General features: G+C 35.5%; 24 protein-coding genes. 16 read left to right on the forward strand and 8 right to left on the reverse strand.

The features are described 5' to 3' along the window. The first annotated feature begins 142 nt into the window (after positions 1-142). Positions 143-730: a manganese efflux pump MntP gene (locus bsdcttw_RS09590; protein WP_185259153.1), complete on the forward strand. Its 588-nt coding sequence runs from the start codon at positions 143-145 to the stop codon at positions 728-730. 501 nt (positions 731-1,231) lie between these two features. Here the strand turns inward: bsdcttw_RS09590 and bsdcttw_RS09595 are convergent. Next, positions 1,232-1,789 (reverse strand): hypothetical protein, encoded by a 558-nt coding sequence (locus bsdcttw_RS09595; protein WP_185259154.1) that lies wholly within the window; start codon positions 1,787-1,789, stop codon positions 1,232-1,234. Between the two features lie 251 nt (positions 1,790-2,040). Here bsdcttw_RS09595 and bsdcttw_RS09600 point away from each other — a divergent pair, with 251 nt between their 5' ends. From bsdcttw_RS09600 to bsdcttw_RS09620, 5 genes are all read left to right on the forward strand, one after another. Next, complete coding sequence (locus bsdcttw_RS09600) at positions 2,041-2,685, forward strand: metal-dependent transcriptional regulator (protein ID WP_185259155.1); 645 nt, start codon at positions 2,041-2,043, stop codon at positions 2,683-2,685. A gap of 428 nt (positions 2,686-3,113) precedes the next feature. Continuing rightward, positions 3,114-4,142, forward strand: a complete 1,029-nt coding sequence (locus tag bsdcttw_RS09605) for a threonine aldolase family protein (RefSeq protein WP_185259156.1) — start codon at positions 3,114-3,116, stop codon at positions 4,140-4,142. Between the two features lie 219 nt (positions 4,143-4,361). Further along, a complete protein-coding gene (locus tag bsdcttw_RS09610) occupies positions 4,362-5,144 on the forward strand; it encodes a SagB/ThcOx family dehydrogenase (RefSeq protein ID WP_185259157.1) in 783 nt (260 codons plus the stop codon). A 3-nt stretch (positions 5,145-5,147) separates the two neighbouring features. Next, on the forward strand, positions 5,148-5,429 hold the full coding sequence (locus bsdcttw_RS09615; RefSeq protein WP_185259158.1) for a DUF503 domain-containing protein: 282 nt from the start codon (positions 5,148-5,150) through the stop codon (positions 5,427-5,429). Positions 5,430-5,452: 23 nt separating this feature from the next. Then, positions 5,453-5,941 (forward strand): GNAT family N-acetyltransferase, encoded by a 489-nt coding sequence (locus tag bsdcttw_RS09620; protein WP_197979840.1) that lies wholly within the window; start codon positions 5,453-5,455, stop codon positions 5,939-5,941. A 395-nt stretch (positions 5,942-6,336) separates the two neighbouring features. Here the strand turns inward: bsdcttw_RS09620 and bsdcttw_RS09625 are convergent, their stop codons facing one another. Beyond that, entirely contained in the window at positions 6,337-7,713 is a 1,377-nt protein-coding gene (locus tag bsdcttw_RS09625; protein ID WP_225903825.1) for a glycoside hydrolase family 3 protein, read from the reverse strand. 362 nt (positions 7,714-8,075) lie between these two features. Here bsdcttw_RS09625 and rlmD point away from each other — a divergent pair, with 362 nt between their 5' ends. Together rlmD and bsdcttw_RS09635 are read left to right on the forward strand one after the other, a co-directional pair. Further along, complete coding sequence (gene rlmD, locus bsdcttw_RS09630; protein ID WP_185259159.1) at positions 8,076-9,485, forward strand: 23S rRNA (uracil(1939)-C(5))-methyltransferase RlmD; 1,410 nt, start codon at positions 8,076-8,078, stop codon at positions 9,483-9,485. A 306-nt stretch (positions 9,486-9,791) separates the two neighbouring features. Beyond that, the gene (locus bsdcttw_RS09635) at positions 9,792-12,266 is read left to right on the forward strand and encodes a hypothetical protein (RefSeq protein ID WP_185259160.1); all 2,475 of its coding nucleotides are present in this window, start codon (positions 9,792-9,794) and stop codon (positions 12,264-12,266) included. Between the two features lies 1 nt (position 12,267). Here bsdcttw_RS09635 and bsdcttw_RS09640 read toward each other — a convergent pair whose 3' ends face one another. Next, positions 12,268-13,320 (reverse strand): ATP-grasp domain-containing protein, encoded by a 1,053-nt coding sequence (locus tag bsdcttw_RS09640; protein WP_185259161.1) that lies wholly within the window; start codon positions 13,318-13,320, stop codon positions 12,268-12,270. A 302-nt stretch (positions 13,321-13,622) separates the two neighbouring features. After that, the gene (locus bsdcttw_RS09645) at positions 13,623-14,546 is read right to left on the reverse strand and encodes a tyrosine-type recombinase/integrase (protein ID WP_185259162.1); all 924 of its coding nucleotides are present in this window, start codon (positions 14,544-14,546) and stop codon (positions 13,623-13,625) included. Between the two features lie 579 nt (positions 14,547-15,125). Here bsdcttw_RS09645 and bsdcttw_RS09655 point away from each other — a divergent pair. Further along, positions 15,126-16,124 carry a hypothetical protein gene (locus tag bsdcttw_RS09655; RefSeq protein WP_185259164.1) on the forward strand — a complete coding sequence of 333 codons (999 nt, stop codon included), beginning with the start codon at positions 15,126-15,128 and terminating at the stop codon, positions 16,122-16,124. Beyond that, positions 16,121-17,569, forward strand: a complete 1,449-nt coding sequence (locus bsdcttw_RS09660; RefSeq protein ID WP_185259165.1) for a hypothetical protein — start codon at positions 16,121-16,123, stop codon at positions 17,567-17,569. Before bsdcttw_RS09655 ends, bsdcttw_RS09660 begins: the two co-directional genes overlap by 4 nt. A gap of 119 nt (positions 17,570-17,688) precedes the next feature. Here bsdcttw_RS09660 and bsdcttw_RS09665 read toward each other — a convergent pair whose 3' ends face one another. Then, complete coding sequence (locus bsdcttw_RS09665) at positions 17,689-17,913, reverse strand: hypothetical protein (RefSeq protein WP_185259166.1); 225 nt, start codon at positions 17,911-17,913, stop codon at positions 17,689-17,691. A 249-nt stretch (positions 17,914-18,162) separates the two neighbouring features. Beyond that, positions 18,163-18,333 (reverse strand): hypothetical protein, encoded by a 171-nt coding sequence (locus bsdcttw_RS09670; RefSeq protein WP_185259167.1) that lies wholly within the window; start codon positions 18,331-18,333, stop codon positions 18,163-18,165. A gap of 308 nt (positions 18,334-18,641) precedes the next feature. Between bsdcttw_RS09670 and bsdcttw_RS09675 the strand changes: the two genes are divergently transcribed. Together bsdcttw_RS09675 and bsdcttw_RS09680 are read left to right on the forward strand one after the other, a co-directional pair. Then, a complete protein-coding gene (locus tag bsdcttw_RS09675) occupies positions 18,642-18,866 on the forward strand; it encodes a hypothetical protein (RefSeq protein WP_185259168.1) in 225 nt (74 codons plus the stop codon). A 46-nt stretch (positions 18,867-18,912) separates the two neighbouring features. Then, on the forward strand, positions 18,913-19,362 hold the full coding sequence (locus bsdcttw_RS09680) for a hypothetical protein (protein WP_185259169.1): 450 nt from the start codon (positions 18,913-18,915) through the stop codon (positions 19,360-19,362). Here the strand turns inward: bsdcttw_RS09680 and bsdcttw_RS09685 are convergent. Both bsdcttw_RS09685 and bsdcttw_RS09690 read right to left on the reverse strand, forming a co-directional pair. Continuing rightward, positions 19,348-19,932 carry a TetR/AcrR family transcriptional regulator gene (locus tag bsdcttw_RS09685; RefSeq protein WP_185259170.1) on the reverse strand — a complete coding sequence of 195 codons (585 nt, stop codon included), beginning with the start codon at positions 19,930-19,932 and terminating at the stop codon, positions 19,348-19,350. The two genes, bsdcttw_RS09680 and bsdcttw_RS09685, sit on opposite strands and share 15 nt — an antisense overlap. 13 nt (positions 19,933-19,945) lie before the next feature. Next, complete coding sequence (locus bsdcttw_RS09690) at positions 19,946-20,863, reverse strand: ketopantoate reductase family protein (RefSeq protein ID WP_185259171.1); 918 nt, start codon at positions 20,861-20,863, stop codon at positions 19,946-19,948. A 331-nt stretch (positions 20,864-21,194) separates the two neighbouring features. On the opposite strand from bsdcttw_RS09690, the gene bsdcttw_RS09695 reads away from it, so the two are divergent. The 4 genes from bsdcttw_RS09695 to bsdcttw_RS09710 all read left to right on the forward strand — a co-directional run bounded on the left by bsdcttw_RS09695 (position 21,195) and on the right by bsdcttw_RS09710 (position 25,337). Beyond that, complete coding sequence (locus tag bsdcttw_RS09695) at positions 21,195-21,530, forward strand: ArsR/SmtB family transcription factor (RefSeq protein WP_185259172.1); 336 nt, start codon at positions 21,195-21,197, stop codon at positions 21,528-21,530. Between the two features lies 1 nt (position 21,531). Continuing rightward, positions 21,532-22,722 carry an aldo/keto reductase gene (locus bsdcttw_RS09700; RefSeq protein ID WP_185259173.1) on the forward strand — a complete coding sequence of 397 codons (1,191 nt, stop codon included), beginning with the start codon at positions 21,532-21,534 and terminating at the stop codon, positions 22,720-22,722. Next, a complete protein-coding gene (locus bsdcttw_RS09705) occupies positions 22,719-23,489 on the forward strand; it encodes an EFR1 family ferrodoxin (protein ID WP_185259174.1) in 771 nt (256 codons plus the stop codon). The genes bsdcttw_RS09700 and bsdcttw_RS09705 overlap by 4 nt, the downstream gene beginning before the upstream one ends. Before the next feature lie 423 nt (positions 23,490-23,912). After that, positions 23,913-25,337: a hypothetical protein gene (locus bsdcttw_RS09710; protein WP_185259175.1), complete on the forward strand. Its 1,425-nt coding sequence runs from the start codon at positions 23,913-23,915 to the stop codon at positions 25,335-25,337. Positions 25,338-25,523: the final 186 nt, after the last annotated feature.

Below are 25,523 nucleotides of genomic sequence, written 5' to 3' on the forward strand. Positions count from 1 at the left end.
TATCTGGTTTTATTTTAAATAACGAGACTTACCTACAGCCGTCAGGCTGGAGGTGGGTCTTTTTTTTGCCGAAATTCTTGAAGTAAGCAAGGGATACATAACACAAAGACATTTTACTAAGACAAAAAAGGAGAGAATTATTATGAATCTGTTGGAATTACTTATACTGTCTGTAGGACTGGCAATGGATGCATTTGCTGTAGCCGTCTGTAAGGGGTTATCCATAAAGAAGATATCCGTTAAGCACCCGGTAATTGTAGGTTTATACTTTGGTATCTTCCAGGCAGTCATGCCGTTAATCGGATATTTCCTGGGAAAGCAGTTCAGCGATAAAATAAGTGCAATCGACCATTGGGTAGCATTTATCTTATTGGGAATCATCGGTATCAATATGATCAGAGGCTCAATAAAGGAAGAGGATGAAGAGGCTGAATGTGAGAACTGTAAGGATGTGGATAACTCTCTGAAGGTAAAAGAGATGCTGATTCTTTCTGTTGCCACCAGTATTGATGCTCTGGCTGTAGGTATTACCTTCGCTTTCTTAAAGGTTAATATTCTGGCAGCTACTTCCTTTATCGGCGTTGTGACTTTCCTGATATCCGCTGCCGGTGTATATATCGGAAATATCTTTGGCGGAAAGTTAAAATCCAAGGCGGAGATGGCAGGCGGTATTATTCTTGTCTGTCTTGGCACCAAGATATTGCTGCAGCATCTTGGCATTCTTGGTTAGTGGAGCAGGAACTGATAATTAAATTGTTAGTAAGAACATAGTGGGTAAATGAGAACATAGATATTGGTTAGGGTCAAACGACTAGCCTAGCACATACAGCATAAAACTTAAGTTAGATAGCTGTAGTTAAAAATCAGAACCGATGATACAACAAACGTAATAACTGGATGAATCAAGATCAAATAATAGAAGCAGCAGGATTAGAACAGATCCTGCTGCTTTTTTCAGGATTATTATAAAGATTCTTCAAATTAAAAGATAGCAGAAATATTATCAAATAACAAAAAGGCAAAAGGGGAGACTCCGCCATGACATTGTTTATAAAGATTTTTGCCGTATGTTCGAACGGTACTATCTGACATATGAGAAAAGAATTATGGAAAGTGGAGTTATCTATTGCCCCTATACTTTAAATATTGTTTTTACTTTTATAGTTTAGATTTTCTATACTTCAAGAGACTAACAAAGAAGAATCTGGCATTCAGATGAGTTTCGGTAATTCTAAATTAACTGTTCAATATTAATTTGCTCCGAAGGAATATCGGGGCCATACTTCCATCTTCCAGTCAGAACAATTTTTTGTGCTGCAGTTTCGTTTGGCGGATAAACATGACACATATATTCATGTGAGACTGTTCCCAATAAAAGTGAGGTTTCTGTAAATATACATAAATCCTCTAATGTTTGAGTAGAATCCACCAGACAACCATTTTTTTGATCACGTAGAAATATATCATAAAAATACTTCTGCAAAATGCTTTGTGTGGAGGGATTGGCTTTATATATATTTATTTCCATAAATTGATCACTTGAAGAAAAATCATAACAAAACCACTTCTGTACCCGAACCTTTTTCACCAAAAACGGCTCTAGTTCTTTGGTGAGTTCTACCTCTGTGCAAATAGTCCAAGGTGCTTTAGAAAGGGAGAAACAGGATGCTGAATGAAAGCAAATATCAAGTAGGGTTTGAAATTTTTCATGTTTTATAGTATTTATGCCATTCTCGAATTTATCAAATGAGCAACATTCGTCAAACGTGGGTTGAATTAATTTATACATGTTAAATCCCCCTCTTTTTCATTTTATAATCGTTATAGTTATTATATTAATTAGTATATCTACTTGCATATATAGATTAAAACTATGTATCAATATTGATTATATCACAGATGCTTTAGAGATTGTCATACTCTTTAAATATAGGAAAAAGAAAAAATATTTGAAATATTTTATAAAACCTATTGATAATGCAAATAATTAGGTATATAATAAAATTAAATTTAGGGATACCTAAAAAAGAGGTGAACAATATGACTCGGAATAAAGAAGATTACATTAAAGAAATCTATAAGCTTGGCGGGGCAGAAGAACAGATAAATAATAAGCAGATTTCAGAAATATTGAATGTAGCGCCAGCCTCGGTTACGGAAATGTTAGGAAAGCTTCAAAAGGAAGAGTTGATTGTTTATGAACCTTATAAAGGATCTAAATTAACTGAGAAGGGTATGGATGCCGCAGTTACGTTATTAAGAGGACATAGACTCTGGGAAGTCTTTCTCATAGAACGACTTGGCTATACCTGGAGCGAAGCACATGATGATGCTGAAAAGCTGGAGCATGTGGCACCCGCCAGATTGATTGACAGACTGGAAGAATACTTAGGCTTCCCGGACTTTTGTCCCCATGGCAATGCAATCCCCCGGGCAGATGGCAGAATACAGAAGCCAAACTTAAAAAGCATACTTGAAATGAAAGAAGGAGAAGCTTCCGTAATCCGGAGAGTAACAGAGGAAAATGACCTGATGGATTACCTGCAGGAGCTTAATATACACATAGGAAGTAAAGTAACCGTTGAGAAGTTCGGAGCCCTGGAGGGTCCTGTTACCATCCGTTTGGATGGGGTGCAAAAGCAGTTAAGCTGCAAGGCTGCCGGAATGGTATTTGTTGAAATGTAGTGTGTTATCAAACATTCGATAACACAAGAGCAGGAAAGGAGCTGCTATGAACGTAAAAGCTTATTTAGAGCGGAAGATAAATATGTTGGTAGCGATACTAATCATGTTAATTATCTTTGCTATTTGAATCCCTTGCAAATATATTCCCATATGACTATAATGAAAAGAACAGACCTTACACTCTGTTCTTTTCTTTTGTCTCAGAAAAGTGTCCGATTAGAAGAGAAATACCTTGAGATAAGGGAATATACAGACATAATTCATCGGTAGGATAAAACACCTCAGACGGTGAATCTGTAAAACAGATACATAGTAAAAGAGGTCTTACTTGCAGCAAAGAGCAGATGCTGTATTTGATAAGAGGTCAATTTAACAAACAAATAATGTAAATCCAGATAGGCGCATCAGGCGCGGAAATGAGGCAGATAATGTATAGTTTTATGAATGATTATAGTGAAGGGGCTCATCCCAAAGTATTGGAACTGCTAATGAAGAGCAACTTGGAGCAAAATACCGGTTATGGAGAAGATACCCATACTCTTAGAGCCAAGGATTATATAAAGAAGCTGGTTGGAAAAGAAAACGTAGATATCCACTTTATTCCCGGCGGAACCCAGACCAACCTATTGGTGATATCTTCCTTTTTACGACCTTTTGAAGCAGTCATTGCAGCCGATACCGGACATATAAATGTTCATGAAACAGGCGCAATTGAAGCTACCGGGCATAAAGTAATAACAATACCGAATAAAGATGGAAAGGTTACTACTGATGGTATTCTGGATGCAGTACGTTACCATAGTGACGAACATATGGTAAAGCCTGCAATGGTGTACCTGTCTGATTCCACGGAACTAGGAACGGTATATACGAAGGAAGAACTTTATCAGATACGTCAGTTATGTAACAGAGAAGGTCTCCTCTTATTCCTGGACGGTGCAAGGTTAGGTTCAGCGCTTACCTCTAAGGAAAATGATATGGAGCTATCTGATATTGCCGGTCTTGTGGATGTGTTCTACATTGGCGGCACGAAGAATGGTGCCCTTCTGGGTGAAGCCCTTGTTATCGTAAAAGAAGAGCTTAAAACCAACTTCCGTTACCTGATTAAACAAAGAGGTGCTTTGATGGCAAAGGGTTTTGTAGCAGGGATACAGTTTGAAGCACTCTTTCAGGATAATCTCTTCTTTGAGTTAGGGGAACATGCCAATGATATGGCTGAAAAGATAAGCAGTACCCTAAAACAATTGGGTGTGGAGTTTCTTACACCACCTGTCAGCAATCAGCTGTTTCCTATTCTTTCAGAGGAATTCTTAGAAGAACTGAAGGAAGAATTCCTATTTTCCGTTCAAAAGAACATGGGAAATGGGCAGAGTGCCATCCGTTTTGTAACCTCCTGGGCTACAACTCCTGCAAGCGTAGAAGCATTATGTAATTTCCTGCAAAAGAAATTAAAGTAGGAAAGAACGGTTTTAAGCGGTAACTGTATGGTTAAGATTTGTGTCACTTATGGTTGATCACAATAATTATAGCTGCATTTGCAGAGGACTTCTTGTTTTTACACATATAGATGCAGATAGATAGAAGCATACAGCTGAAACCAAGTATAAGAAGCCACCAGATACTCATAATAAAAGTGGCAGGCATGCAAGAAATGCCTGTCTGGAAGGAGAATACCTATGGAAGATAACTATAAACAGAAAATAATTCAAGGAAGGGAAATCATGAAAGCATCCGATTTTGATGTGGAAAGTGATGAGGCAAAGGGAGTACCCCAGCCGTCACTGTCAAATGAAAAGTCTACGGATAACATAATAAAGCTTTCCAAAGAATTTGAAGACGTCCTGACAGACAACAATTTTCTAACAATATTAAATAACAGAAACAGTAAGAGAAAATATGCCGAGGACGCCTTAACCTTAACAGAACTGTCCTTCTTACTCTGGGCTACTCAAGGGGTTAAGAGGGTTATCGGTAATAACAGAAAGGCAACTCTCAGGACAGTTCCCTCTGCGGGAGCCAGACATCCCTTTGAAACATATTTGTTTGTAAATAATGTGGAAGGGTTAAAACAGGGAATGTATCACTATCTGGCTTTGACCCATGAACTTGAGTTAATACGAGAAGATGCCGACCAGGAAAATAAAGTGACAAAAGCATTCTTAGGGCAGAGCTTTGCAGGAGGTGCGCCGGTGAGCTTCGTATGGAGCGTAGTTCCCTATCGCAGTGAGTGGCGTTATTCCGTGGATGCGCAAAAGTATGCCTTGTTGGATGCAGGACATATCTGTCAGAACCTTTACCTGGCAGGAGAAGCCATAGGTTGCGGGGTTTGCGCAATCGGAGCTTATGATCAACAGCTGACAGACAGCTTAATTGGTCTGTCCAATGCATATTCATCGGAAGAAGACAGTGAATTCACCGTGTATGCAGCAGCTGTGGGTAAGAAGGTTACGGAGAACTAAAGGATGAGAATAGGAACACTAGAACTCTGGCTGTATATGCCCTGGGTGCATTCGTTAAAAGAGAAACGTATGGTGGTAAAGAGCCTTTGTGCCAAGCTTCGGAATCAATTCAATGTATCCGTGGCGGAAGTAGAAGAGCAGGATACCCATCAGACGGCCGTCTTCGGCATCGCCTGTGTGGCGGAGGATACCAGGCAGATAGACAGTATATTAGACAATATTCTTACCTTTATCGAAAGCAACACCGAAGGTGAGATAACCAAAATCCAAAGAGAAATCTTATAAGATTGCAGAAAGCAGGGATACCAATGATAAAAGACGTTCATTTCAACGTAAGAGATGCAGAACGACAGGATGTAAGAGTTATATTGGATTTAATTATAGAGCTGGCAGCCTATGAAAAGATGGATCATCTGGTAACTGCAACGGAAGAGATACTGGAGAAATCTCTTTTTCGGCAGAAGGTGGCAAAGGCATTGATTGCTGAATACGATGGAGTGCCTATCGGGTATGCCATTTACTTCTACAATTTCTCCACCTTTACGGGAAAGGCCGGTATCTATCTGGAAGATCTCTATGTAAAATCAGAGTTTCGCGGAAAAGGTTATGGGAAAGCTTTGCTTGCCGAAGTTGCGGCCGTGGCCAGCAAAGAAGGCTGCCCAAGGCTAGAATGGTCCTGCCTTAACTGGAATAAACCTTCTATTGAATTCTATGAAAGTCTTAATGCCAGGCATATGGATGAATGGAGGACTTACCGGTTGACGGGTGAGGATATCGGGAGACTGGCAGGAGAATAGTCTATTGTTGGAGCTGTTGGTAAAACTGGTTTATGGCAATGGGACGGCAATCGGCACAAATCAGAAAGACTCATGCGCTGGTTCCAAGGCGCATTCGTTCTTTCTGTTTTGTGCCGATTGCCTGTGTATTGATTGGGATTTAGGTTTTGATGGTCGGAGTATGTAGACTTGATTATGTGGGTTATATAATGAAGGTCAGATAAGAAGACCAGAGTATAAGGAATAAATTCAAGAGCATGAAGTTGAAACCAGCGCATAAGGAATAGAACATAAATTCCAGAGCATGGAGTTGAAATCAATAAGGTGAGAATATCATAAAAATGTGGCGGACCTTCTGAATGAAGCAATTCGGAGGATACCGCCACTTTTATTTATTATGTTAATTCATTAGTTTTTTACTGAAGGATACCTAGACGCAGCTTCCATACAATATCTCGAATAGCGGATGCATCAATCCGTTCTTCTTTTATTGTGCCTTTCTTTACGGCGGCTATTACAGCTGGAATTTGTTTGTCAAAGTCTGTTGCTATCAATAGGTCGTTACCGGCTTGGATTGCCAGAACTGCAGCGGCATCTTCTGTGGCATAATTCTTTATGGCGTCCATACTAAGGTCATCTGTCATTATAACGCCTTCAAAGCCTAGGTCATCTCTTATGATATCATGTACGGCTGGAGAAAGGGAAGCCGGACGGTTCTTATCCATGGATGTAACTACGTTATGGGATACCAGAATGCTGTCAGCACCAGCCTTAATACCAGCCTCGAAGGGAAGGAAGTCATTCTTTTCAAACTGTTCTAGTTTCCTGTTATCTGTAGCACTTCCTGTGTGGGTATCCACATTGCTTCCATAGCCGGGGAAATGCTTTAATACGCTTCCGATATGGTCTTTCTTCATCTCAAGGATAACTGTGGTAACGAAGTTGGAAGTTGCTTTTGCATCTTTACCAAAGGAACGTTTGTAGATAAAGTCTGAAGCATTGGTAGATACGTCACTGACAGGAGCAAGGTTCACATTAATACCAAGCCCTAATAGCAGGTTTGCTTTTTCTTTGGTGTCATTCTGTATTGCTTCAAAACCTCCTTTTTTGTACAAGTCCATAGGGGATTCAAAAGGAGTACTGCGAAAGGCAGGATATTTGCTGACACGGTTAACCGTACCGCCTTCCTCATCCACACCTATCAGCATGGGAATAGGGGAGGCTTTCTGGTAGCTGTTTAACAGCTTTTTGATACTGGTAGGGGTTTCGTCTTTAAAATCGTCCCCGAAGAGAATATAGCCGCCTAATTGGTAATCTGTGATATCCTTTACTCCGGTGTCTTTTCGAAGGCGAACGAAAAACATCTGCCCGACTTTTTCTGCAAGGGTCATATGGGAGACTAGTTCCGTGGCTCTTGCTTCGTAAGAATCGTCATTCTTAGTGCCGCCGTCTGAGCCGTTGGAAGATGAGGAGTCCGTTGGTGTTACCGTAGGAGTGCCTGAAACAGTGCCATTACCGGAAACAGGACTGGTAATACCATCATCTGCTCCGTCGGTCGGACCGGAAACTGCATTATCATCCGGATTAATGGAAGGTATCGGTACATTTGTGGCAGGGGTTCCGGTTCCCTCAGGGGTATCCGTAATATCGCCGGTCCCGGTATCTGGGGTAGGTGTAACAGTATCTGTTGCAGCAGTACCGCCGGGAGTGGAAGGAATAATTCTGCTGCAGCCGCTGGTAAGCAAAGTTAATACTAATAATAAACAAACAAAAATAGATTTGTGTGATTTCATAGGGAAGTCCTTTCTTTCACATATTAAATACTTTTCCATAGTATAACCCAAAGCCAATAATATCATTTATAAGATATTATGAAACAATAAACATTTCACCTCAGGCATTAAGTGGTCTTACGTCCAAATGTCTGTTAATATTAAAAAACCATTATATGGAATGATATATTCTTCTTGTAAGATGAAACACATTCTAGCACCATACGATACCGATGTAAAGGTGCAAAATTCTTACTTTTTATAGACAAAAGTTCTTAAGATGACGTATAATAAGCTTCGCAGATGAATACCTGCCGCCGGCATGAATCCGGCACTTACCTTGATTTTGTACGCGTGTTAACGCACGCAGATGGGAGCTAAAGATGAAAAAAGGAACAATGTGTACAGGAACAGTAGAAAGAATTGATTTCCCGGGAAAAGGGATTGTAAATATAGAAGGTGAAAAAGTCGTTATCAAAGACACCATTACAGGACAAAAAGTCAACTTTTCAATCAGTAAATCCAGAAAAGGAAAAAGCGAAGGCCGTTTGCTTGAAACCTTAGAGAAATCCCCGCTTGAAACCGTAGAAGCAAAGTGCAAGCACTTTGGACCCTGCGGTGGCTGTAATTACCAGACGATTCCTTATGAAACTCAGTTAGGTATTAAAGAGGATCAGGTAAAGAGATTGCTTGGAGCAGTTACCACAGATCTGCCCTTTGAGGGAATCAAAGGCAGCCCGAAGTATTGGGAATACCGTAATAAGATGGAATTCTCCTTTGGAGATGAGGTAAAGGACGGACCTTTGTGCCTGGGGCTTCATAAGAAGGGAAGCTTTCATGATATTGTAACAACTACCGGCTGCTGTATCGTAAATTCAGATTATAATCAGATACTTAGCTGCGTATTAGAATATAGCAGGGAACTGGGCATGACCTTCTACCGCAAATTGTCACATGTGGGTTATTTAAGACACCTGCTTGTTCGCAGGGCGGAAAAGACAGGGGAAATTCTGATTAACCTGGTAACTTCATCGCAGTGGGGAGATTTGGGAGCGGACAATACGTTAGATGCGAATACCTTAGCTGAGAATGAAATGTTGGAAGAAATGAAGAAACGTCTCCTTGCATTACCGCTTGAAGGAAAGATTGTAGGATTTCTTCATACAGTGAATGACAGTCAGGCGGATGTGGTACAAAGTGACAGAACAGATATCCTGTATGGACAGGATTATTTCTATGAAGAGATATTAGGTTTAACCTTTAAGATATCAACCTTCTCCTTCTTCCAGACGAATTCACTTGGTGCGGAAGTACTCTATGATACTGCCAGAGAATTTGTTGGAGAGACGAAGGACAAGTTGATATTCGATCTATATAGTGGGACAGGAACGATTGCGCAGCTGCTAGCACCAGTAGCCAAGAAGGTAATTGGTGTGGAGATTGTGGAAGAGGCAGTAGTTGCAGCGAGAGAAAATGCGGCTAGGAATAAGCTTGAGAATTGTGAGTTTATTGTAGGGGATGTGCTGAAGGTGATTGATACTATTGAAGAGAAGCCGGATCTAATTGTGATTGATCCGCCGAGAGATGGGGTTAATCCGAAAGCGTTGGAGAAGATTATACAGTATGGGGTAGATAGGATGGTGTATATATCTTGTAAGCCGACCAGTTTGGCAAGGGATTTGGTGATATTGCAGGAGAGAGGATATAAGGTGGAAAGGGCTTGTGCAGTGGATATGTTTCCGAATACGAATCACTGTGAAAGTATTTGCCTTTTAGTTAAAGAAAAGATTTAAATAATTCCATATAAATTTATGATTATAGTCTGGAAGATTAATTATTATATAAGTATACCTTTATAAACGGTTTGGGTTTAATGAAAATCAAAGTTTGTAAAGGTATATTTTTATATTGTAAACGTTTGAAATGTTTACTAGAGAATAAAGGACTATAATTATTGTATTTAAGAGTGATTTAAAGTAATAAATGACAATGTTTCCAGATAATAAAAAATATGTTTTAATTTGTCAGTAAAATTGGTATAATGAATAAAGGATAATCAACTATTATCCTTTATTCAATTATTATACGAAAGGTATGCTATGGATAATTTTCGAGGTATTGTAGGTCGTAAGCTGTTAACTGATGAACTAAAGGATAAATATATAAATAAAGTAGCTAAATCGGTCACAGTAATAAATGCGGGATATGGACAGGGCAAGACATATGTTATGAATTTGTTAATTGATGATCTATCTAAAAATTATAAAGAAATAAAAATTTTTACAAATCAAGAAGATGAATTTATATTGTGTTCTAGTTCTTCTAAATCTAAAGAATTAAATTCTATTGATTTTTCTTTTGGTATACCAGCTTTTTCCTTAGGTGTAGGGGTGGGTTGGGAAAATCGGCATTCAAATTATGACAAAATAAGAAATATGTTATCTAAGCATATGAATAAGAATATACTTATTTGTGTAGAAAATATAAGTATTGCGAATAGTAGTATACGGATACTTTTATCATATATAATCTATAATATAGAGAAATTAGAAAAAGAATTTAAAAAAAGAATCTTTGTCCTCATTACTGATGTATACGAACAAGACACTATTTACAAATACAATATATCAACTGAAATAATTAAATTACAAGATTATGATATAAACGATGTGAAAATTTTTCTAAAACAGAGGCATGAAATATTTAATTTTGATGAACTAAATATAGAAAAAATATTTGAGTTAAGTAGTGGTAATTTACACATAGCAGATTTTCTTTTTGAGGAAATTCTAGTATATGGGAATAATCATCTTTCGACGTTAAATGATATTGTAAATAAAAAAATGGCTTTAATAAAAATGCAAGGCGAAAAAAAAGAATTAGCTGGTAAAGACATTGAAAATATTATCTATTCAGCTTCGTTGGCTATAAAAGAATTTTCAGCAGGATTACTAACAGAAATAGTTGAGCAAAACATTACAAATATCTCCAGCAGCCTTGAAATCGCTAAAAAAGAAGCACTACTGACTCAGGATATGAAAAAATATTATAGATTTATATCTAATGATATACAAAAACATATAGCGGATATGACAATAATAAATCATGAAAACTGGTTAATTACTTACTACAATTATTATTCAGAAAACGAACAAGATGAATATTATCTTAGAGCTTATTATTTAATTAAATATCAAGATGAAATTAGCTCTATTTCATTTTCACTCTTAGTACTTGCTTATTCTGCGGCACGGAAAATGTCTGATGATATTAACACAAAAAAGGTAATTGATTTAAAAAATTTATATATAAAAGAGTCCGCTGAAAATGATAATTTCCAACGTATTATTAATTTTTATGATAGTCTGTTTGCTAATAAATCGCTATCAGAAGTAAAGGGAAATTATAAAGCAGTTCATATTGATTCTTTGGAATTAGTGGTTAAAGCAGAATTAACATGTGAATATTTTCATTATCTTTATACTAATACCAAAATGGATGATTCTGCTTATTTAAATGTTTTATATCAGTGTAAAGAATATGCGTTACAAAAATTAAAACTCAACGTATCTGATATAGATTTTGTTGTTAGTATAGACGAAACTATCTTACGTTTAAAAATTATCTATGATATTGCGCCATGTATATTGGATCAGTTAAATGATTATGATAGCTTTCAAATGTTATATCAAAAAAGTAAAGAACTCTCTGAAATCAAATATAATTCAAAAAGATGTAATTTAGGACAGTATATAGAAAATGTATTTAATAGAAAGGCTTTTCTATTTGTTAATCAAGCTGCTTGTAAGATATATTATGAAAAAGCTAAAAACTTTTTCTTGACCAATAAAATATGGGATGAATATTGTATTACACTTGTATGTGAAGCTGGTACTAGTATTGTTATACAACAATTTGAGGAAGCACTTGAGCTTTGCTGTAAAGTTCAGGAAATATGTCAAGAACAGAATATATTGCTCCCACAAATTAATAAATTATATAACAATCAAATTATTGCGGAGTTTCTATTAGCAGAACAAAAAACAAAAAATATAAATAGAGCTATATCGTCCGCAAAAAAAGCGTTAGTAAAGTTGAAAAAATGTGTTAACAAGACTGCTGACACAGCCCAATTTGTAATACTTACTAATATATGTTCACTATCATTATATTGTAATAATGATAAACAGTATCTGAAATATAAACATTTATTAGAAAAATCATATAATTGTAAAAGAATTGATGATTTAGAAGATAAAAACATCGATGATTTTTATAGATACTATTTTGGGTGGTTTGAGCTTTTCAGAATGATTCATAATTGTGAGTGGGCGAAAGCAGAACAATATGTTAAACTACTAAAAGATTTTGTTCCAGCATTATTTAAAAAACAAGAAGTATTCTGGGAAAAGAAAAACAGTTCAGTACAATATATGATCGATAATAAGCAAACTACTAACCCGTTTGATTTTTGTAATAATCTAGTTGATACAAATCGAAATGAACAGACTATATCTAAGTTTTTTTATCGAGGGTTGATGGTATCTGACCTACAATATACATCATATTTTTAGTTTACTTATCATAATTGGATATCATACATGCAACAATTATTTTATATATTGTTTCATATGGCAATTTGTAATATTGTGTAAACAGGTATGCAATTGAACTATGATAAATAGTATATGGAGTCCCTGCAATATCGATTAAAAATGGTGTATTATCTTTGATTCGAAAGTCAAAACGAGCATAATCCTTAACTCCTAGTAGTTCAGCGGCATTTTGGGCAATTATTTTAATATCTTCTTTTATTGGTGAATTTAAAATAGCAAAATCATAATTATATGCATTAGATGTTATTGTATCAATGAAATAATTATTATTGCGAAAGACAATTTCAACTGGGTCCAAAGCATAATATTTTCCACTGTATTGTAATACCAAAACTTCACATTCAATTCCAGCTATATAATTTTGTATAAGTAAAGTATTAGTATTCATATTATCTATCAATTTATCAAGGATTTCTTTAGAAGTGTCGTTAAATAAAAAAATATTTTCGTCTGTTAAGCCTATACTTGCAGATTCATGGTTGTTCTTTACAATGACTTTCTGCGCTTTGTATGTAGGATATAAATCATCAAAATTGGTATTATTACAGTAGATTTCACTCTTAGGTACATTTATGCCATTTGTTTCTAAAAATTTTGTATAAATAAATTTATTACGCAGCAAAGAAATAACAAAAGCATTACTACCGGTGTATTTTATGTTTAATAAATCACAGAAAGCTGGTATTAATGATTTTTTGCCATTTGATCGTCCGTCTCGAGCAAAATTATAAACAATATATTTAGTATTAATTATATTATTTTCTAGTATATATTTAATAAATTCAAGTTCACTATAAAAGACTTTGACAAACCCAAAACAATAAAAAATCGCAGACGCAATTTCTGCAAATTCTGTGCGAGAAAAAAATTCACTTTCATCAGAATGAATAACGGTTCCATTTCCATATTGATTAGTCTTCACCTGTGTATCGGCTATAACATATACGTCAAAATCTATGTTAATGTTTTTATAATACAATAAAATAAATTCAAGCAATTTATTATCTGTCATTTTGTCATTCTCCTTTGTGTGAGTGAATCATAGCATTATTAATTATAGATTATATTGGGCTTTTAGAGTTTTTACGCTCATTTACCTATTTATATGAAATTTATTCATCGATGTTTTTAGGACAAAACTTTAAATTCTACGATATATATATAAGTTAACAATCAATAATCATTTCGTTATTAAAGTAATTCTTTGAAGGATAATAGTTGATTATCCTTTATCCAAAAAGGAGATTTGTAGATTTCAAAATATTAAGTATAATAATCAAAAGTGCAGCCTAATTTTTCAAGGCTGCATCTAAATCATTTGAATAGAAACGTATTTCTAGGATGCTTTTTTGTTAAAATATTTTTTTGCTTAGCCATTGTGACATGTGTGTAAATCTGTGTTATATTTATAGAACTATGCCCTAACATCTCTTGTATGTAACGAATATCGACATCTTCTTCTAAAAGGTATGTTGCAAATGAATGTCTAAACATATGTGGTGTAATATGTAGCTCAATAGCAGCTAATTTAGAATGTTTATCTATCATATTCCGCACAGATTGTTCAGAAAGACGATTATTTCTTTGATTTATAAAAAAATAATCCGAATTTATAAGTTCTTTCTTAAAATATTCATGGTAATTTCTTAAGGCTAAAATTACATCATCATTACCGATTTGAATTCGACGTTCTTTTGATCCCTTTCCATTAATTAGTACATTCTTTTCTATAAAATCAATATTGGATTGTTTTAAAGAACAAAGTTCTGAAATTCTAATTCCGGTTGCAAATAGGAGTTCTATGACTGCAATGTCACGTGAAATACATTTTGCTTGAAATGAAGTTGAGACTAAATCTTCTTGTTTATATAATGTAATGAGAAAGCTTTCAATTATGTGTAAAGGTATGACTTTTGGTAAGTTTATAGGTTCGCGAAATTTTATTTGTAATTTATTGAATGGGTTAATTAGAATGATTTCCTTATATTCTAAATAATGAAAAAAAGCTTTCAAACTTGCTATCTTACGTCTAACAGTTTTAGGTTTATAAGATTGGTGAAGTGTAGAAATGAAATCCTCTATGGAGTCAGGATTAATAGATTTAGAAAAATCACATGAGTGAAAATTCGAAAATTGTGATAAATCAATTTTGTATGCCTTGATAGTTTTATAATCCAGTCTTTTCTGGTTGTGACAGAATAATAAATAATCTGAAATGATAGTTTGTAAATTTTTCATTAGTAGTATGCTCCTTTATATTTGATAATATATTTTAACAAATATAAAGAAATTGAAAAGAAAATTAATTAAATATATAAATGGCTTGTCAGAAGATAAGTTACGCTAAATGCTTTATCTAAAAAATCATTGTATGATTGAATTATTTTAGTTTGAGCTCAGGAGATTCTGATGTCTCTTGTCTGCTCAATGATATTTTCACGCTCTATTTCAGCAACGGCAGACAGTACGTATATTATTTTCCCCGGTTTAAAAGACTGGCGTATCTGATAGGCAATCACATCTTTTGTGTTCTCTGCCTGTAATGTCGCTGTAAATCCGCTTGGATAGAAGAAATTCTCTCTTCACTGTTTTTGTGGCGCATTCATGGGAGCTGATGTATTCGCTTTGGTTTGTTTTAGCAGGATTTTTGGCGTAATAGGTGCGGTTAGCAAGACAATCCACAATAGATTTACCTTTGTTTTGATGCATGGAAATCAAACGTGTGGTAGCGATAGTAACACTTCCTTCTGGTGTTGTATTTCAGGGATTAATTTGATATAATTATTGTGGATAATAATAAGTTTGGAGGTGCATTCAATGAGTAGAAATGCGACCCCTTCATCTTTTGGCTGGGATTTTCAAATAAATGCAGCAATTGTACTAATGCTTGAAAATATTAAAACAATTAAAAGCGTTCGAGTTGAAGGCAAAAAAGAAGATATTGAACTTTTTTTGGAAAGCAAGAAAAACATATATGCACAGGCGAAATCAGTAATGCGAATTGATGATTATAGAAATGTAAGAAGTAATTTAAAGGCTGGTTTAGAAACGCTAAATGATGATGCAGCTTGTGATGATTATCATAAGCTAATTTATGTTACGAATTCACCAAATCCTTTTAATGTTGAAAATTCTATGAGTGCTTTTTATGGACACTCTCGTTTGTCATATAATGACTTGCCACAATCGTGTAAAGAGATAATTGATAAAGAGATAGAAAACAAGCCATTAATACATATCGATAAATCCGAACTAGAAATACATGTAATTCCGTTTTTTACAGATGATTTTCAGCAAAGATACAGAGTGATTAAAGATAGTGTTGATAAGTTCTTATTTGAGCTTAATAATAATACCCGTGGGATGGCAGATGAATTATTGGAAATATGGCAACATGAATTTTTTCAAAATTGCACACAGGGTGATTTAGATTTAGTTATAAAGAAAAAAGACCTTATGTGGTCAATAATTGTTTTACAATCGCAACTTCATCCGGAGCATACCTTCTTAGGAGATTATGACGATGGGGCAGTCGAAGAAATTATTCGCTCCTATAGATATTTGATAAATAATCGTTGTGAAAAATTTGAATTTATTTCTCAAGTTTTGTTTGACTTTCAAGAGTTTAGATCCGATGAAAAGGGTAATAAAAAGGTAGCGGAATTTATTGCTACAAAATGTGATGATTACAAAGACGTTTTTGAGCTAAACGAAATCCGTGACGAAGTGCAAGACATTGTTGTGAAAATAATATTGCAAAAAATTATTACTAATAGATTTCTGGCAAATGACATTGTAAAGAAGGTGAATTTATGATATTTCATTCTCTTAAAATAACAGAAGGTATGTTTGAGAGAGTCATAGATCTTACGGAAAAATCCAACTTAATATATAGCAAGAAAAACAGTACGGGAAAAACAACATTGATACGTTTTTTTTTATATTCTTTGGCTTATCCAGTACCAAGCACCAAAAATATACGTTTTGAAAAATGTATAACAGAGGTCAACCTAACTTGCTCAATGGGAAAGATTACAGTTCTACGAAATGATGAATATCTGGAAGTTAGTCTTGAAAATGGCTGCAAAGAAAATTTTGTTCTTCCAACTGACCAAAATCTTTTCCATGCTAAAATTTATGGAACTCAAAATAACGACTTATTAAATAATATTCTGGGTGTATTCTATGTCGACCAAGAAAAAGGCTGGACCTTACTTAATCGTGGTATCATTATTGGCAAAATCAGATTTAATATTGAACAATTGGTACGTGGCTTATCTGACAGAAGCTGTGACGACTTAACCAAAGACCTACGTTCTGTTAAACAACAATTAAATAAATATAAGCAGATGTTCAATATTTCGCAATATCAGCAAGAACTAAACGAAGCTGAAAATAATATTGTTTTTGATACTAAAGATGAAGAAGAACAAAAACTTCTGGAAATTCTAAACTCGGAGATTACTTCCTTAGAAGCTGAATTGAAACGGGTTAATACTGTTATTGCTGAAAACAACTCATTTAAAAATTTTATAGAAAGAATGAAAATTGCAGTTAAAGGATCTAACGGAGAGTCAATTCCCGTTAATCGAGATACTATTATTGGCTTTGATTTTTCGGTTGAATTTTTATTAGCAAAAAGAAAAATGATTTCGTCTAAAATTTCCTCTTTGAAAAGCAAGGCAGAGAAGTATGAGCGAAGCCTGGAAGGGCAATTGCAACTATTTAAAACAGAAACTCTTATAGAAAGTTTTGACCGAAACATCTCCAAAATTGAAGTAGATCAACTTTCGGTGTCAAATATGATTTCAAGTTTGGAAAAGGAAAAAAATCGGTTAAATAAGCAAATTACTTTTTTAACAAAATATAATAACGATGTTGTGACAAGTATCCATAAAACTGTTATGAAGTATGCTAAAGAATTAGATTTTGAGCAGTTTATTACTCCTTCTTCAGATTATATTTTTACTGATGATTTAAAATCTTTATCAGGAACTATATTACATAAGATTGTATTTGCTTTTAAGCTTGCCTACATAATAGAGGTGCAGAAGAAAATAAATATGACTTTACCAATCATTCTCGACTCTCCAAGTGGTAGAGAGATTACAAAAGAAAACGTTAAGGCTATGATTGATATTTTAAATCGTGACTTTTCTGATAATCAAATTATCATTGCATCAATTTTTCAATATGATATTGATGAGGTTAATGTTATAGAGATAAAAGATCGATTAATCAATGAACTTCGTCAACAGTAATGATTATATTAAGTAAAGTAGCTAGATTGCTTAGTTCAAGAAAGGCAATTAGCAATGGATTTGTCTTTAGGGTAAGAAAAAAGAGCTGCCATGTGTCAACTCTTTTTTTCTATATTACATTACTTTTCAAGGTCCACTAACATATTATCTAACTTTTCGCTTAAAAATTCTGCGGGTAAATTATTGTCAGTTGCTTTCCGTTCTATCATGGTAATTAAATCTTTATTTGTTAAACTGATAATCAATTTCCCGTTTTCTCTCAAAGTTCCACGAATGGCTTTGTCTGCATTTTTATCGGTACCTTTTGTTGAGACAATAATTGCAATACCTCGTAAGGCTTTCAAATACAGATATTTTTCAGTTGTGAATATTTCTTTCTGTGTATAATTAACAAAGTGTCTGATAATAGTAGATGGGAAAGCTACGTTCAAGCGGTACGTCAATGGATGATAGATAAAAGAGAAGAATTAAAAATATAAATGATATAACTTAGATTTAAATAAAAGATATACTGTTAACAGTCAACTTTTCAAATATATCAGAAAGTTGACTGTTTTTATATAAATTAGCTTATTTGACGGTTACCAATATAATCATTCGATTGTAATCTTGCCATGTTTTTTCTCAAATTCATCAACATGATTTTTCATAAGCACTTCTATTTCTCGATTAGCAGAGCGAGCATTATAATCTGAGATAAAACGGAACTTTTTTAACAATTCAGTATCTATCCGCAGCGTGAACTTAGACAATTGAATCGGCATAAAAACACCTCCTTTATCAGATTTATATGACATCATTATACCGCCTAAATGACGGCTAATTAATTATTGACGGCATAATGACGGCGTATTATAATTGAAGGGGTAAGTATGACTGAATAATATTCGAGAGAGGGAGGTATGAATTTTCTGATACTTTAGTAGTGACAGGATAATTTAATATTATATACTGCTGCCAAACCTAATCAGATTTAGGCGGCATCTTTATAAATTGTTTAAGGAGCTTTTATACGATAATAATTAAGAGTTTTAATTTTAATGCTAGATTATATCAAAAAGAGGGTGAAAAAATGCAAGGGGACCAATACAATGAAAAACTTACATCATGGGCATTGGAACATAAAAAAGAATGGGAAATTATATGTGGTATCAGGATAACCGGCTTGGATACTAATTTAAAAATATTAGAAATGATTAAAGCAGCAGGTTTTAGAGAGCTGAGAGATATGATGGTATTTAGGATATACTATTGTATGTATGAAGATTTACCAGAAAGTCAGAAGGTCAAAGATTAACCCAAACCCAAGTACCAGAGGTTGCCTGAATGTTATCGGAGGAACAATGTTTCGTAAACTTTTAAATAAATCCAATATAGAGATAATTACAATAGAAACAATTAATACCCATCAGCCAAGCTGGGGAGGAAATGGAGTTGTTTTCTATGTAAAAAACGGTAAAAGCTTATTGTCTGTAAAATATGGTTCATTAGAAAATGAAACATTCGCTACCTTGGCTTACGGAAATACTCCCTTAATCAAATTCCATGGAGACGGACCCTATTACTGTCCAATTTGTGAAAAGCTTGTTGCAGCAGGATATGGATTAAATATGAGCGACCAGAAAGTAATATCGGAAATGAGAGATGTATTAAATAAAAAATTTATTTCTCTCGAAGAGTCCGTTGAGAATTTGAAACCTCTTTTGGGGCTTCTACCAACTGAATATTATGCTCTTGTTGATTCCGAGTTGTACCCTACAAATGGAAATGGTGAGTGCTTAATTTATATGTGATTGAGTAAATTTATCAATTATAATTTGTAGTTCTGCAAGGAGTGCTTCCGTTGAGATGTCAGCACCGGTTACTCCGAATATTGCAAACACAATACTATTTGCTCTGGCTTTAGTATCGTGAATACAAAAGACACCTTCTTTACAACCATCATCTAACAGCTTTTGAAAGGGTTCACACAGTTGATAAAATGTCTGAATCCTCATCTGATCAAGAAGAAAACGAAATTTTTCATAATCTCTCTGGTATCTTATCAATTGCGGTTTGACATTTGAAAACTGCTCTGAGCACAGTTCTATAACTTTGCATAGACGTTCTGTTACGGAAATATCCTGATTTTCCATAATCTTTATAACGTATGGTATAAAAGAATCATCCTTATGGTTTAGCACTGCTTCCATTAACTTTTCCTTACTATTATAGTAGTGAAGAACTGTTCCCCTTACTACGCCTACTTCTGCGGCAATATCATCAATCGTCGTTCTAAAGTATCCTTTTTTTAGAAATATTTTTTGAGCAGCCTGTACTATTTGCTTTTCTCTTTGTTTTGTATCATTAATTCGTTTTGTCATAGATTTTTCCCCATTATTTATTTGGTATGTATTTTTCAAGAACATCTGCATGGGGTGTTCTCAACATTGCATTTGCTAACAATTCTCTGAATTCATCATTTAATTTTATCATCTCATTCTTACCATTTTTTGCATGATCGCATACACACAGGTCACCCAGTGCCGTATAGCAACACAATTTTAAAAATATATAACACTTGATTTTTTTCGAGGTAACAAATTCGTAGTCACTCTTCGGCAACACCTCATACCCAAGTTCTTTTAACACATCATAATACTCTCTGACAGAATCTATAATTTTATACAAAAACACCTTATCCTTCTTGATTTTTCTATAATCATACCCTGTATAATATGCTGCATATACAAACGGAAGAATAAATGCTGCATGACTTTTTAGCCAATCATCCATTTTATTTTCAATGGTAAGTCTCATTTTTGTTCCCTGAAAAATACTCTTTATCCATTCATCACTTTCATGAGAATTATCTATCCTTCCAATCGTCATTTCATTTAAATAAAAAGAATCAACATATTTACTGGTTCTTTGCCCACCTGCACTAAAGAATCCAAACAATACGTTTTTCTCTTTCAATAGATCTAAATATCCTTTTGCACATGTATTGTTTCCAATAAAAACAATATTCTTACTCGGATTCTGATTTAAAATCGGAATGATACTTTCCAGTTGTGTATATTGCAAGGCAACAAAGATTATGTCATAGAAATCCTGATCCGTCAAAGAATTAATCACGCGTATTTTATCATTTGTATTTCTAATCTTAAATTTATGTCTGATTGTTACACCATTTTGTTTGATTTCCTCATACCAACTTCCTCTTGCAAGAAGCGTTACATTCTTTTTGGATTTATAGAGTAAATGTGCTAAATTACATCCTAATACTCCTGCACCATAAACAAGTATTCTCATAATTGCATACCCCCATTTTTCATTCCTTATGTTGGTTAGTCTTGACAGGCTTAATCATAATCTCTTATTGACTATTTGTCAATAAGAGATTATGGAAACCCGTAGGACTAGTCTAAATGAAAAAGTTCTGTTCATTTTTCTATAATTAAGCTTTCTACATCTGAAAACAAACTATTACAATAAACAGAATTAAATCTTAAAGCTGTCGGGGTACTTGTTTTCTTTCGTCTCGATTTTCTTTCTCAATCATATCGAATCTTGATAAACAGACTTAATGGAGATACAATAGTCTAAACAAAGGAACGATTAAACTTATTGACGAGGTAATATTATGGATGACAAAGCAATGCTAAACCAATTTGCCGCTTGTCGCAAGCTATTGAGTGCACTTGGCGATGAAACGCGGCAGATGATAATCACTGTACTCGCCAGCGCTGACTGCAAAGAGGGTATGCGCGTGGGGGAGATAACCGAAAGGACGCACCTATCCCGCCCTGCCGTGTCGCATCACCTTAAAATTCTGCTTGATACTGAAGTGATTGGGCTGCGCCGACAAGCCACGATGAACTTTTATTATCTAGAACTCGGCGGGGCTTGGGGGGAACTTGTAACTCTTGTGAACCATATTGAGGAACTCCGAAAAATTTGTGAATGCGAGGAAGAATAATATGCAATACCGTGTTGACCCGAAATCGGGTAATAAACTGTCAGTGTTGGGCTTTGGTTGTATGCGTTTCCCTCGAGGAATCAGCATTGACTTTGCTAAAAGCGAAAAGCTGGTGCTTGATGCTATTGAAAGAGGAGTAAATTATTTCGACACCGCTTATGTTTACGGTGGAAGCGAGGACACGCTCGGAGAAATTTTGTACAAAAATAATGTGCGCGAGAAGATTTTTCTTGCGACAAAATTACCCCATGGCAAATGCAAAACCTATGAAGACTTCGACCGTTTGTTCAACGAACAGCTCAGAAGACTGAAAACGGACTATATCGACTATTATCTGATTCATAATCTACCCGATATGGCGGCTTGGAACGCTGTGTCGGCAGTCGGCTTGGAGAAATGGCTCGCCAAAAAGAAGACAAGCGGACAAATTCGTCACGTCGGGTTTTCCTTTCACGGCACACAAGCGGCGTTTTTGGAGCTGCTTGACGTGTACCCTTGGGAGTTTTGCCAGATCCAGTATAACTATATGAACGAGACCTATCAGGCAGGCCGGCTTGGATTGCAAAAGGCTCATGAAAAAGGCTTGCCTGTGATTATTATGGAGCCTTTGTTGGGAGGCCGGCTTGCAAGTGGTGTCCCGAAAAAGGCTGTGAAGCTGTTTGGCGAGGCAAATCCTGACATTACACCTGCCGCCTGGGCTATGAAGTGGCTGTGGAATCAGCCGGAGGTGACGGTAGTGCTGTCGGGAATGAATGCTTCCGAGCAGCTTGATGATAATATCAGCACCGCCGAAAATGCGTTTGCCGACTCGCTTGCGGATAGCGAGCTCGCAGTATTTCGCAAAGTCAAAGCAGTGTTCGAGGAGAGCTACAAAGTGCCTTGTACGGGTTGCAACTATTGTATGCCCTGCCCGAAAAACGTCAATATCCCCGGATGCTTTGCGGCATACAATGCAAGCTATGCAAACGGCTTTGTCACGGGGATGACACAGTATCTCACAAGCACGGATGCCCTTCATTCATCGGGCGGTAAGCGGGTTACAAACTGCGTAAAATGCGGTGCTTGCGTGAAAAAATGTCCGCAGCATATAAACATTCCATTAGAACTAGGCAACGTGAAGAAGAAACTAGAACCCTTTTGGTTCGGTGCGGTGCTGAAAATTGCAGAACAGATGGCAGGAGGAAAACAATGACTATTTTCTATTTTACATCCACAGGGAATTGCCTTGCCGTTGCAAAGAAAATCGGTAACGGTAACACGAAACTCATTTCCATTCCGCAAGTCGTTGGCAAACCAGACTTGGCTTTTGCAGATGATGTGATCGGTGTGGTCTTCCCAATTTACGGTTTTGGACTGCCGAAAATGGTGAAAAAGTTCCTTGAAACAGCAAAGCTTCAAGGAGCCTATATGTTCGCCATCGGTACCTACGGCAATCTTCCCGGCGCGTGTATGTTGAATGTCCAGAGATTCGCCGAGCAGCATGGTTACAAGTTTGACTATGCCGAAAGTCTGCTGATGGTTGACAATTATCTGCCGGGCTTTAATATAAATGACCAGGTTGCTAAGCTGCCGGAGAAACGCGTTGACGAAAATCTTGCACGAATCATAGCAGATATTCAAAACCGGAAAACGCTTGATGCTACGGCCGGAATCGGTTGGAGGTTCATGACTGCAATGATAAAACGTGGTGAAAATCTCTTAGTGAACGGCAAGCAGGGGCAGCGTTATGAAGTCAATCAAAATTGCAATCAGTGTGGCACCTGTTCAAAGGTCTGTCCTGCCGGAAATATTACCGTTTCTGATAAAGTGATATTTGCAGATCAATGTGAAGGCTGCCTGGGCTGTGTCCACCTTTGCCCAAAAAATGCGATCCATTTGAGACATGAAAAGAATGAAGTAAGATGGCGGAACCCTGATGTTTCCTTGAAAGAGATGATTGCTGCGAACAACAGAAAATAACAATCTGTACTCAAGGCACATTGGAATGGTAGTATTGATGTCAAGGGTTCAGAAATAAATAATTGAATATGTAGAAATACTGAGATATTCCGAGAGTTAATTCATAATTCATAGCTCTCGGATTTTTTATGTTTTAATACTGTAAAAATATATCCATTGAAAAAAGCTATAGGGTGAGTTGAAAGAATGAATATTGGGTTGGTCGAGAAGATAGGATAGTTAATAAGTAGGTAGAGACTATAGAATTATTATGATGACAATAGAATACCTTATACAATCAGTAACACCTGTTTATTTGTAAGTTTTGGTGGAACAATGTGGAAAACCATGGTATTATTTATTGCAAAGTATAACCTCAATAATAACAATATGCAGATAATGAAAAAAAAGTATTAGAAATAATATATAGGAAAGAGGATTTATATGAGAAAGCTATGGGACCTTTTTGGAAAAAAAGAAGATAAGCAGGTTGCTGAGCAGCAGAATGCCAAAGAGACTAAATTAACCGAAGCAAGTTCAGCCGACCAGAAATTGGTTAGCGGTTCATTTGTATATGGCGTCCAGGATACATTTAAATTACTCAATTCTAATGATCTTGTAGTTGTTGGCAGAGTAAAGGGAACAGTATATCCAGGTATGGCAGTTTATGTTTCTAACTTTGGAGATGATAATGGTTCAATACTCGTTACAACAGTTTTAGGACTTGAGATCGATCAAACACCCGTGGATACGGCTACCGATTGTTTGGTGGCATTAAAGCTTGAGGCAGGTCAAAAGGTTGATATAAAAATAGGCTCAATTGTACATACACGAGACATTAGTACGAAGGAGGTTCATGATGCGTATATTTCAGCAATAGGTGACGTATATGTATTGCGTAAAAATTTAGATTTATCCGATGATGAGATTGCATCTATGAGTATAACTGATTGTACTGAAGCTTGGAGATTATTTAACTGGTTTCATTCAAAGAATTCTGCAAATGAGTCAGAAGAGGAAAAACTTGCAAATCGTGAAAAGATAGAAAAACTTGCTTGTGCTTTATGTAAAAAGATATTAGCCGCAGATGAGATTTATACTGTTTTCAATAAGGTAACTGGCGAGCCTCATATGTTTTCACATACGATTAAGCAAGATAACGATTCATATATGTGCACACCGCCGGATATCATGATCATTTCAAAGGTCTATTCAAAACAATATGAAGCCATGTATTCTGCAGATCAATTTGAAATTAGAAAAATCGAAAATGGTACAAATAAGGATGGAATTTATAATTTTCTGGGAAGTACATTTTATTTAAACGGAGCATGTGGTGTTGCAATTCTTTCTGAGCAGACTGCAATTGATGCCAGCAAGCTTGTGCCAAAGCCTGATTATGGTGATACACCACAAATTAATATCCCGGTTACTAATCCAGATCTTATGAGATGGATGCTTCTTATAGGACAGCTTGGACATCCAGAAACTCCAGATACAGAGCTTATTTATAAGTTATATTACAGGTTCATGTCTATTGAGATGACCAAAGCCATGTTTATTATTCCAATGCAGTCAGAAGGAGAAATACCTACAGCTGATAAAAATGGAAAAACTGTACTCAAGGAGGGACTGCAAATAAATTTTCCAACTATGAAAGGAAAATATAATAGAGATGCAGTTCGTATGTTTACTGATTGGAAGAGACTAAATATGGAGTATGGACCTGAGTGGAGTGGTTTCCTTCAGCCTGTTTCTGGTATGATTGATGTACTTGATTGTGCTATAAATGCTACAAAGTATCCTGCATCCGGCTGCTATATCAGCAAAGATATGTATGAAGAAATGATCAAGATGGTAGCTAATTAGAAGGTGTTCCAAAATTCTAATAACTTCAATCCTGTCCTTAACAAGCAATTCCTGGTTTATTTATTATTAAATGGTAAATTTTCATAATTAAGACAAACTACCTTGTAGGATTAGCGATTAGATATTATAATTGTTGTCGTAAGGTAATGGTACAACATAACAAAGACAGAAGAAGAGGTATGTATC

The organism is Anaerocolumna chitinilytica (assembly GCF_014218355.1).
GTDB lineage: Bacteria > Bacillota > Clostridia > Lachnospirales > Lachnospiraceae > Anaerocolumna > Anaerocolumna chitinilytica.

Excerpts from the sequence above, each read along its gene's own strand:
- bsdcttw_RS09590 (WP_185259153.1), top strand. The coding sequence starts at position 143 with ATGAATCTGTTGGAATTACTTATACTGTCTGTAGGACTGGCAATGGAT.
- bsdcttw_RS09595 (WP_185259154.1), bottom strand. The coding sequence starts at position 1,789 with ATGTATAAATTAATTCAACCCACGTTTGACGAATGTTGCTCATTTGAT.
- bsdcttw_RS09600 (WP_185259155.1), top strand. The coding sequence starts at position 2,041 with ATGACTCGGAATAAAGAAGATTACATTAAAGAAATCTATAAGCTTGGC.
- bsdcttw_RS09605 (WP_185259156.1), top strand. The coding sequence starts at position 3,114 with ATGTATAGTTTTATGAATGATTATAGTGAAGGGGCTCATCCCAAAGTA.
- bsdcttw_RS09610 (WP_185259157.1), top strand. The coding sequence starts at position 4,362 with ATGGAAGATAACTATAAACAGAAAATAATTCAAGGAAGGGAAATCATG.
- bsdcttw_RS09615 (WP_185259158.1), top strand. The coding sequence starts at position 5,148 with ATGAGAATAGGAACACTAGAACTCTGGCTGTATATGCCCTGGGTGCAT.
- bsdcttw_RS09620 (WP_197979840.1), top strand. The coding sequence starts at position 5,453 with ATGATAAAAGACGTTCATTTCAACGTAAGAGATGCAGAACGACAGGAT.
- bsdcttw_RS09625 (WP_225903825.1), bottom strand. The coding sequence starts at position 7,713 with ATGAAATCACACAAATCTATTTTTGTTTGTTTATTATTAGTATTAACT.
- rlmD (WP_185259159.1), top strand. The coding sequence starts at position 8,076 with ATGAAAAAAGGAACAATGTGTACAGGAACAGTAGAAAGAATTGATTTC.
- bsdcttw_RS09635 (WP_185259160.1), top strand. The coding sequence starts at position 9,792 with ATGGATAATTTTCGAGGTATTGTAGGTCGTAAGCTGTTAACTGATGAA.
- bsdcttw_RS09640 (WP_185259161.1), bottom strand. The coding sequence starts at position 13,320 with ATGACAGATAATAAATTGCTTGAATTTATTTTATTGTATTATAAAAAC.
- bsdcttw_RS09645 (WP_185259162.1), bottom strand. The coding sequence starts at position 14,546 with ATGAAAAATTTACAAACTATCATTTCAGATTATTTATTATTCTGTCAC.
- bsdcttw_RS09655 (WP_185259164.1), top strand. The coding sequence starts at position 15,126 with ATGAGTAGAAATGCGACCCCTTCATCTTTTGGCTGGGATTTTCAAATA.
- bsdcttw_RS09660 (WP_185259165.1), top strand. The coding sequence starts at position 16,121 with ATGATATTTCATTCTCTTAAAATAACAGAAGGTATGTTTGAGAGAGTC.
- bsdcttw_RS09670 (WP_185259167.1), bottom strand. The coding sequence starts at position 18,333 with ATGCCGATTCAATTGTCTAAGTTCACGCTGCGGATAGATACTGAATTG.
- bsdcttw_RS09675 (WP_185259168.1), top strand. The coding sequence starts at position 18,642 with ATGCAAGGGGACCAATACAATGAAAAACTTACATCATGGGCATTGGAA.
- bsdcttw_RS09680 (WP_185259169.1), top strand. The coding sequence starts at position 18,913 with ATGTTTCGTAAACTTTTAAATAAATCCAATATAGAGATAATTACAATA.
- bsdcttw_RS09685 (WP_185259170.1), bottom strand. The coding sequence starts at position 19,932 with ATGACAAAACGAATTAATGATACAAAACAAAGAGAAAAGCAAATAGTA.
- bsdcttw_RS09690 (WP_185259171.1), bottom strand. The coding sequence starts at position 20,863 with ATGAGAATACTTGTTTATGGTGCAGGAGTATTAGGATGTAATTTAGCA.
- bsdcttw_RS09695 (WP_185259172.1), top strand. The coding sequence starts at position 21,195 with ATGGATGACAAAGCAATGCTAAACCAATTTGCCGCTTGTCGCAAGCTA.
- bsdcttw_RS09700 (WP_185259173.1), top strand. The coding sequence starts at position 21,532 with ATGCAATACCGTGTTGACCCGAAATCGGGTAATAAACTGTCAGTGTTG.
- bsdcttw_RS09705 (WP_185259174.1), top strand. The coding sequence starts at position 22,719 with ATGACTATTTTCTATTTTACATCCACAGGGAATTGCCTTGCCGTTGCA.
- bsdcttw_RS09710 (WP_185259175.1), top strand. The coding sequence starts at position 23,913 with ATGAGAAAGCTATGGGACCTTTTTGGAAAAAAAGAAGATAAGCAGGTT.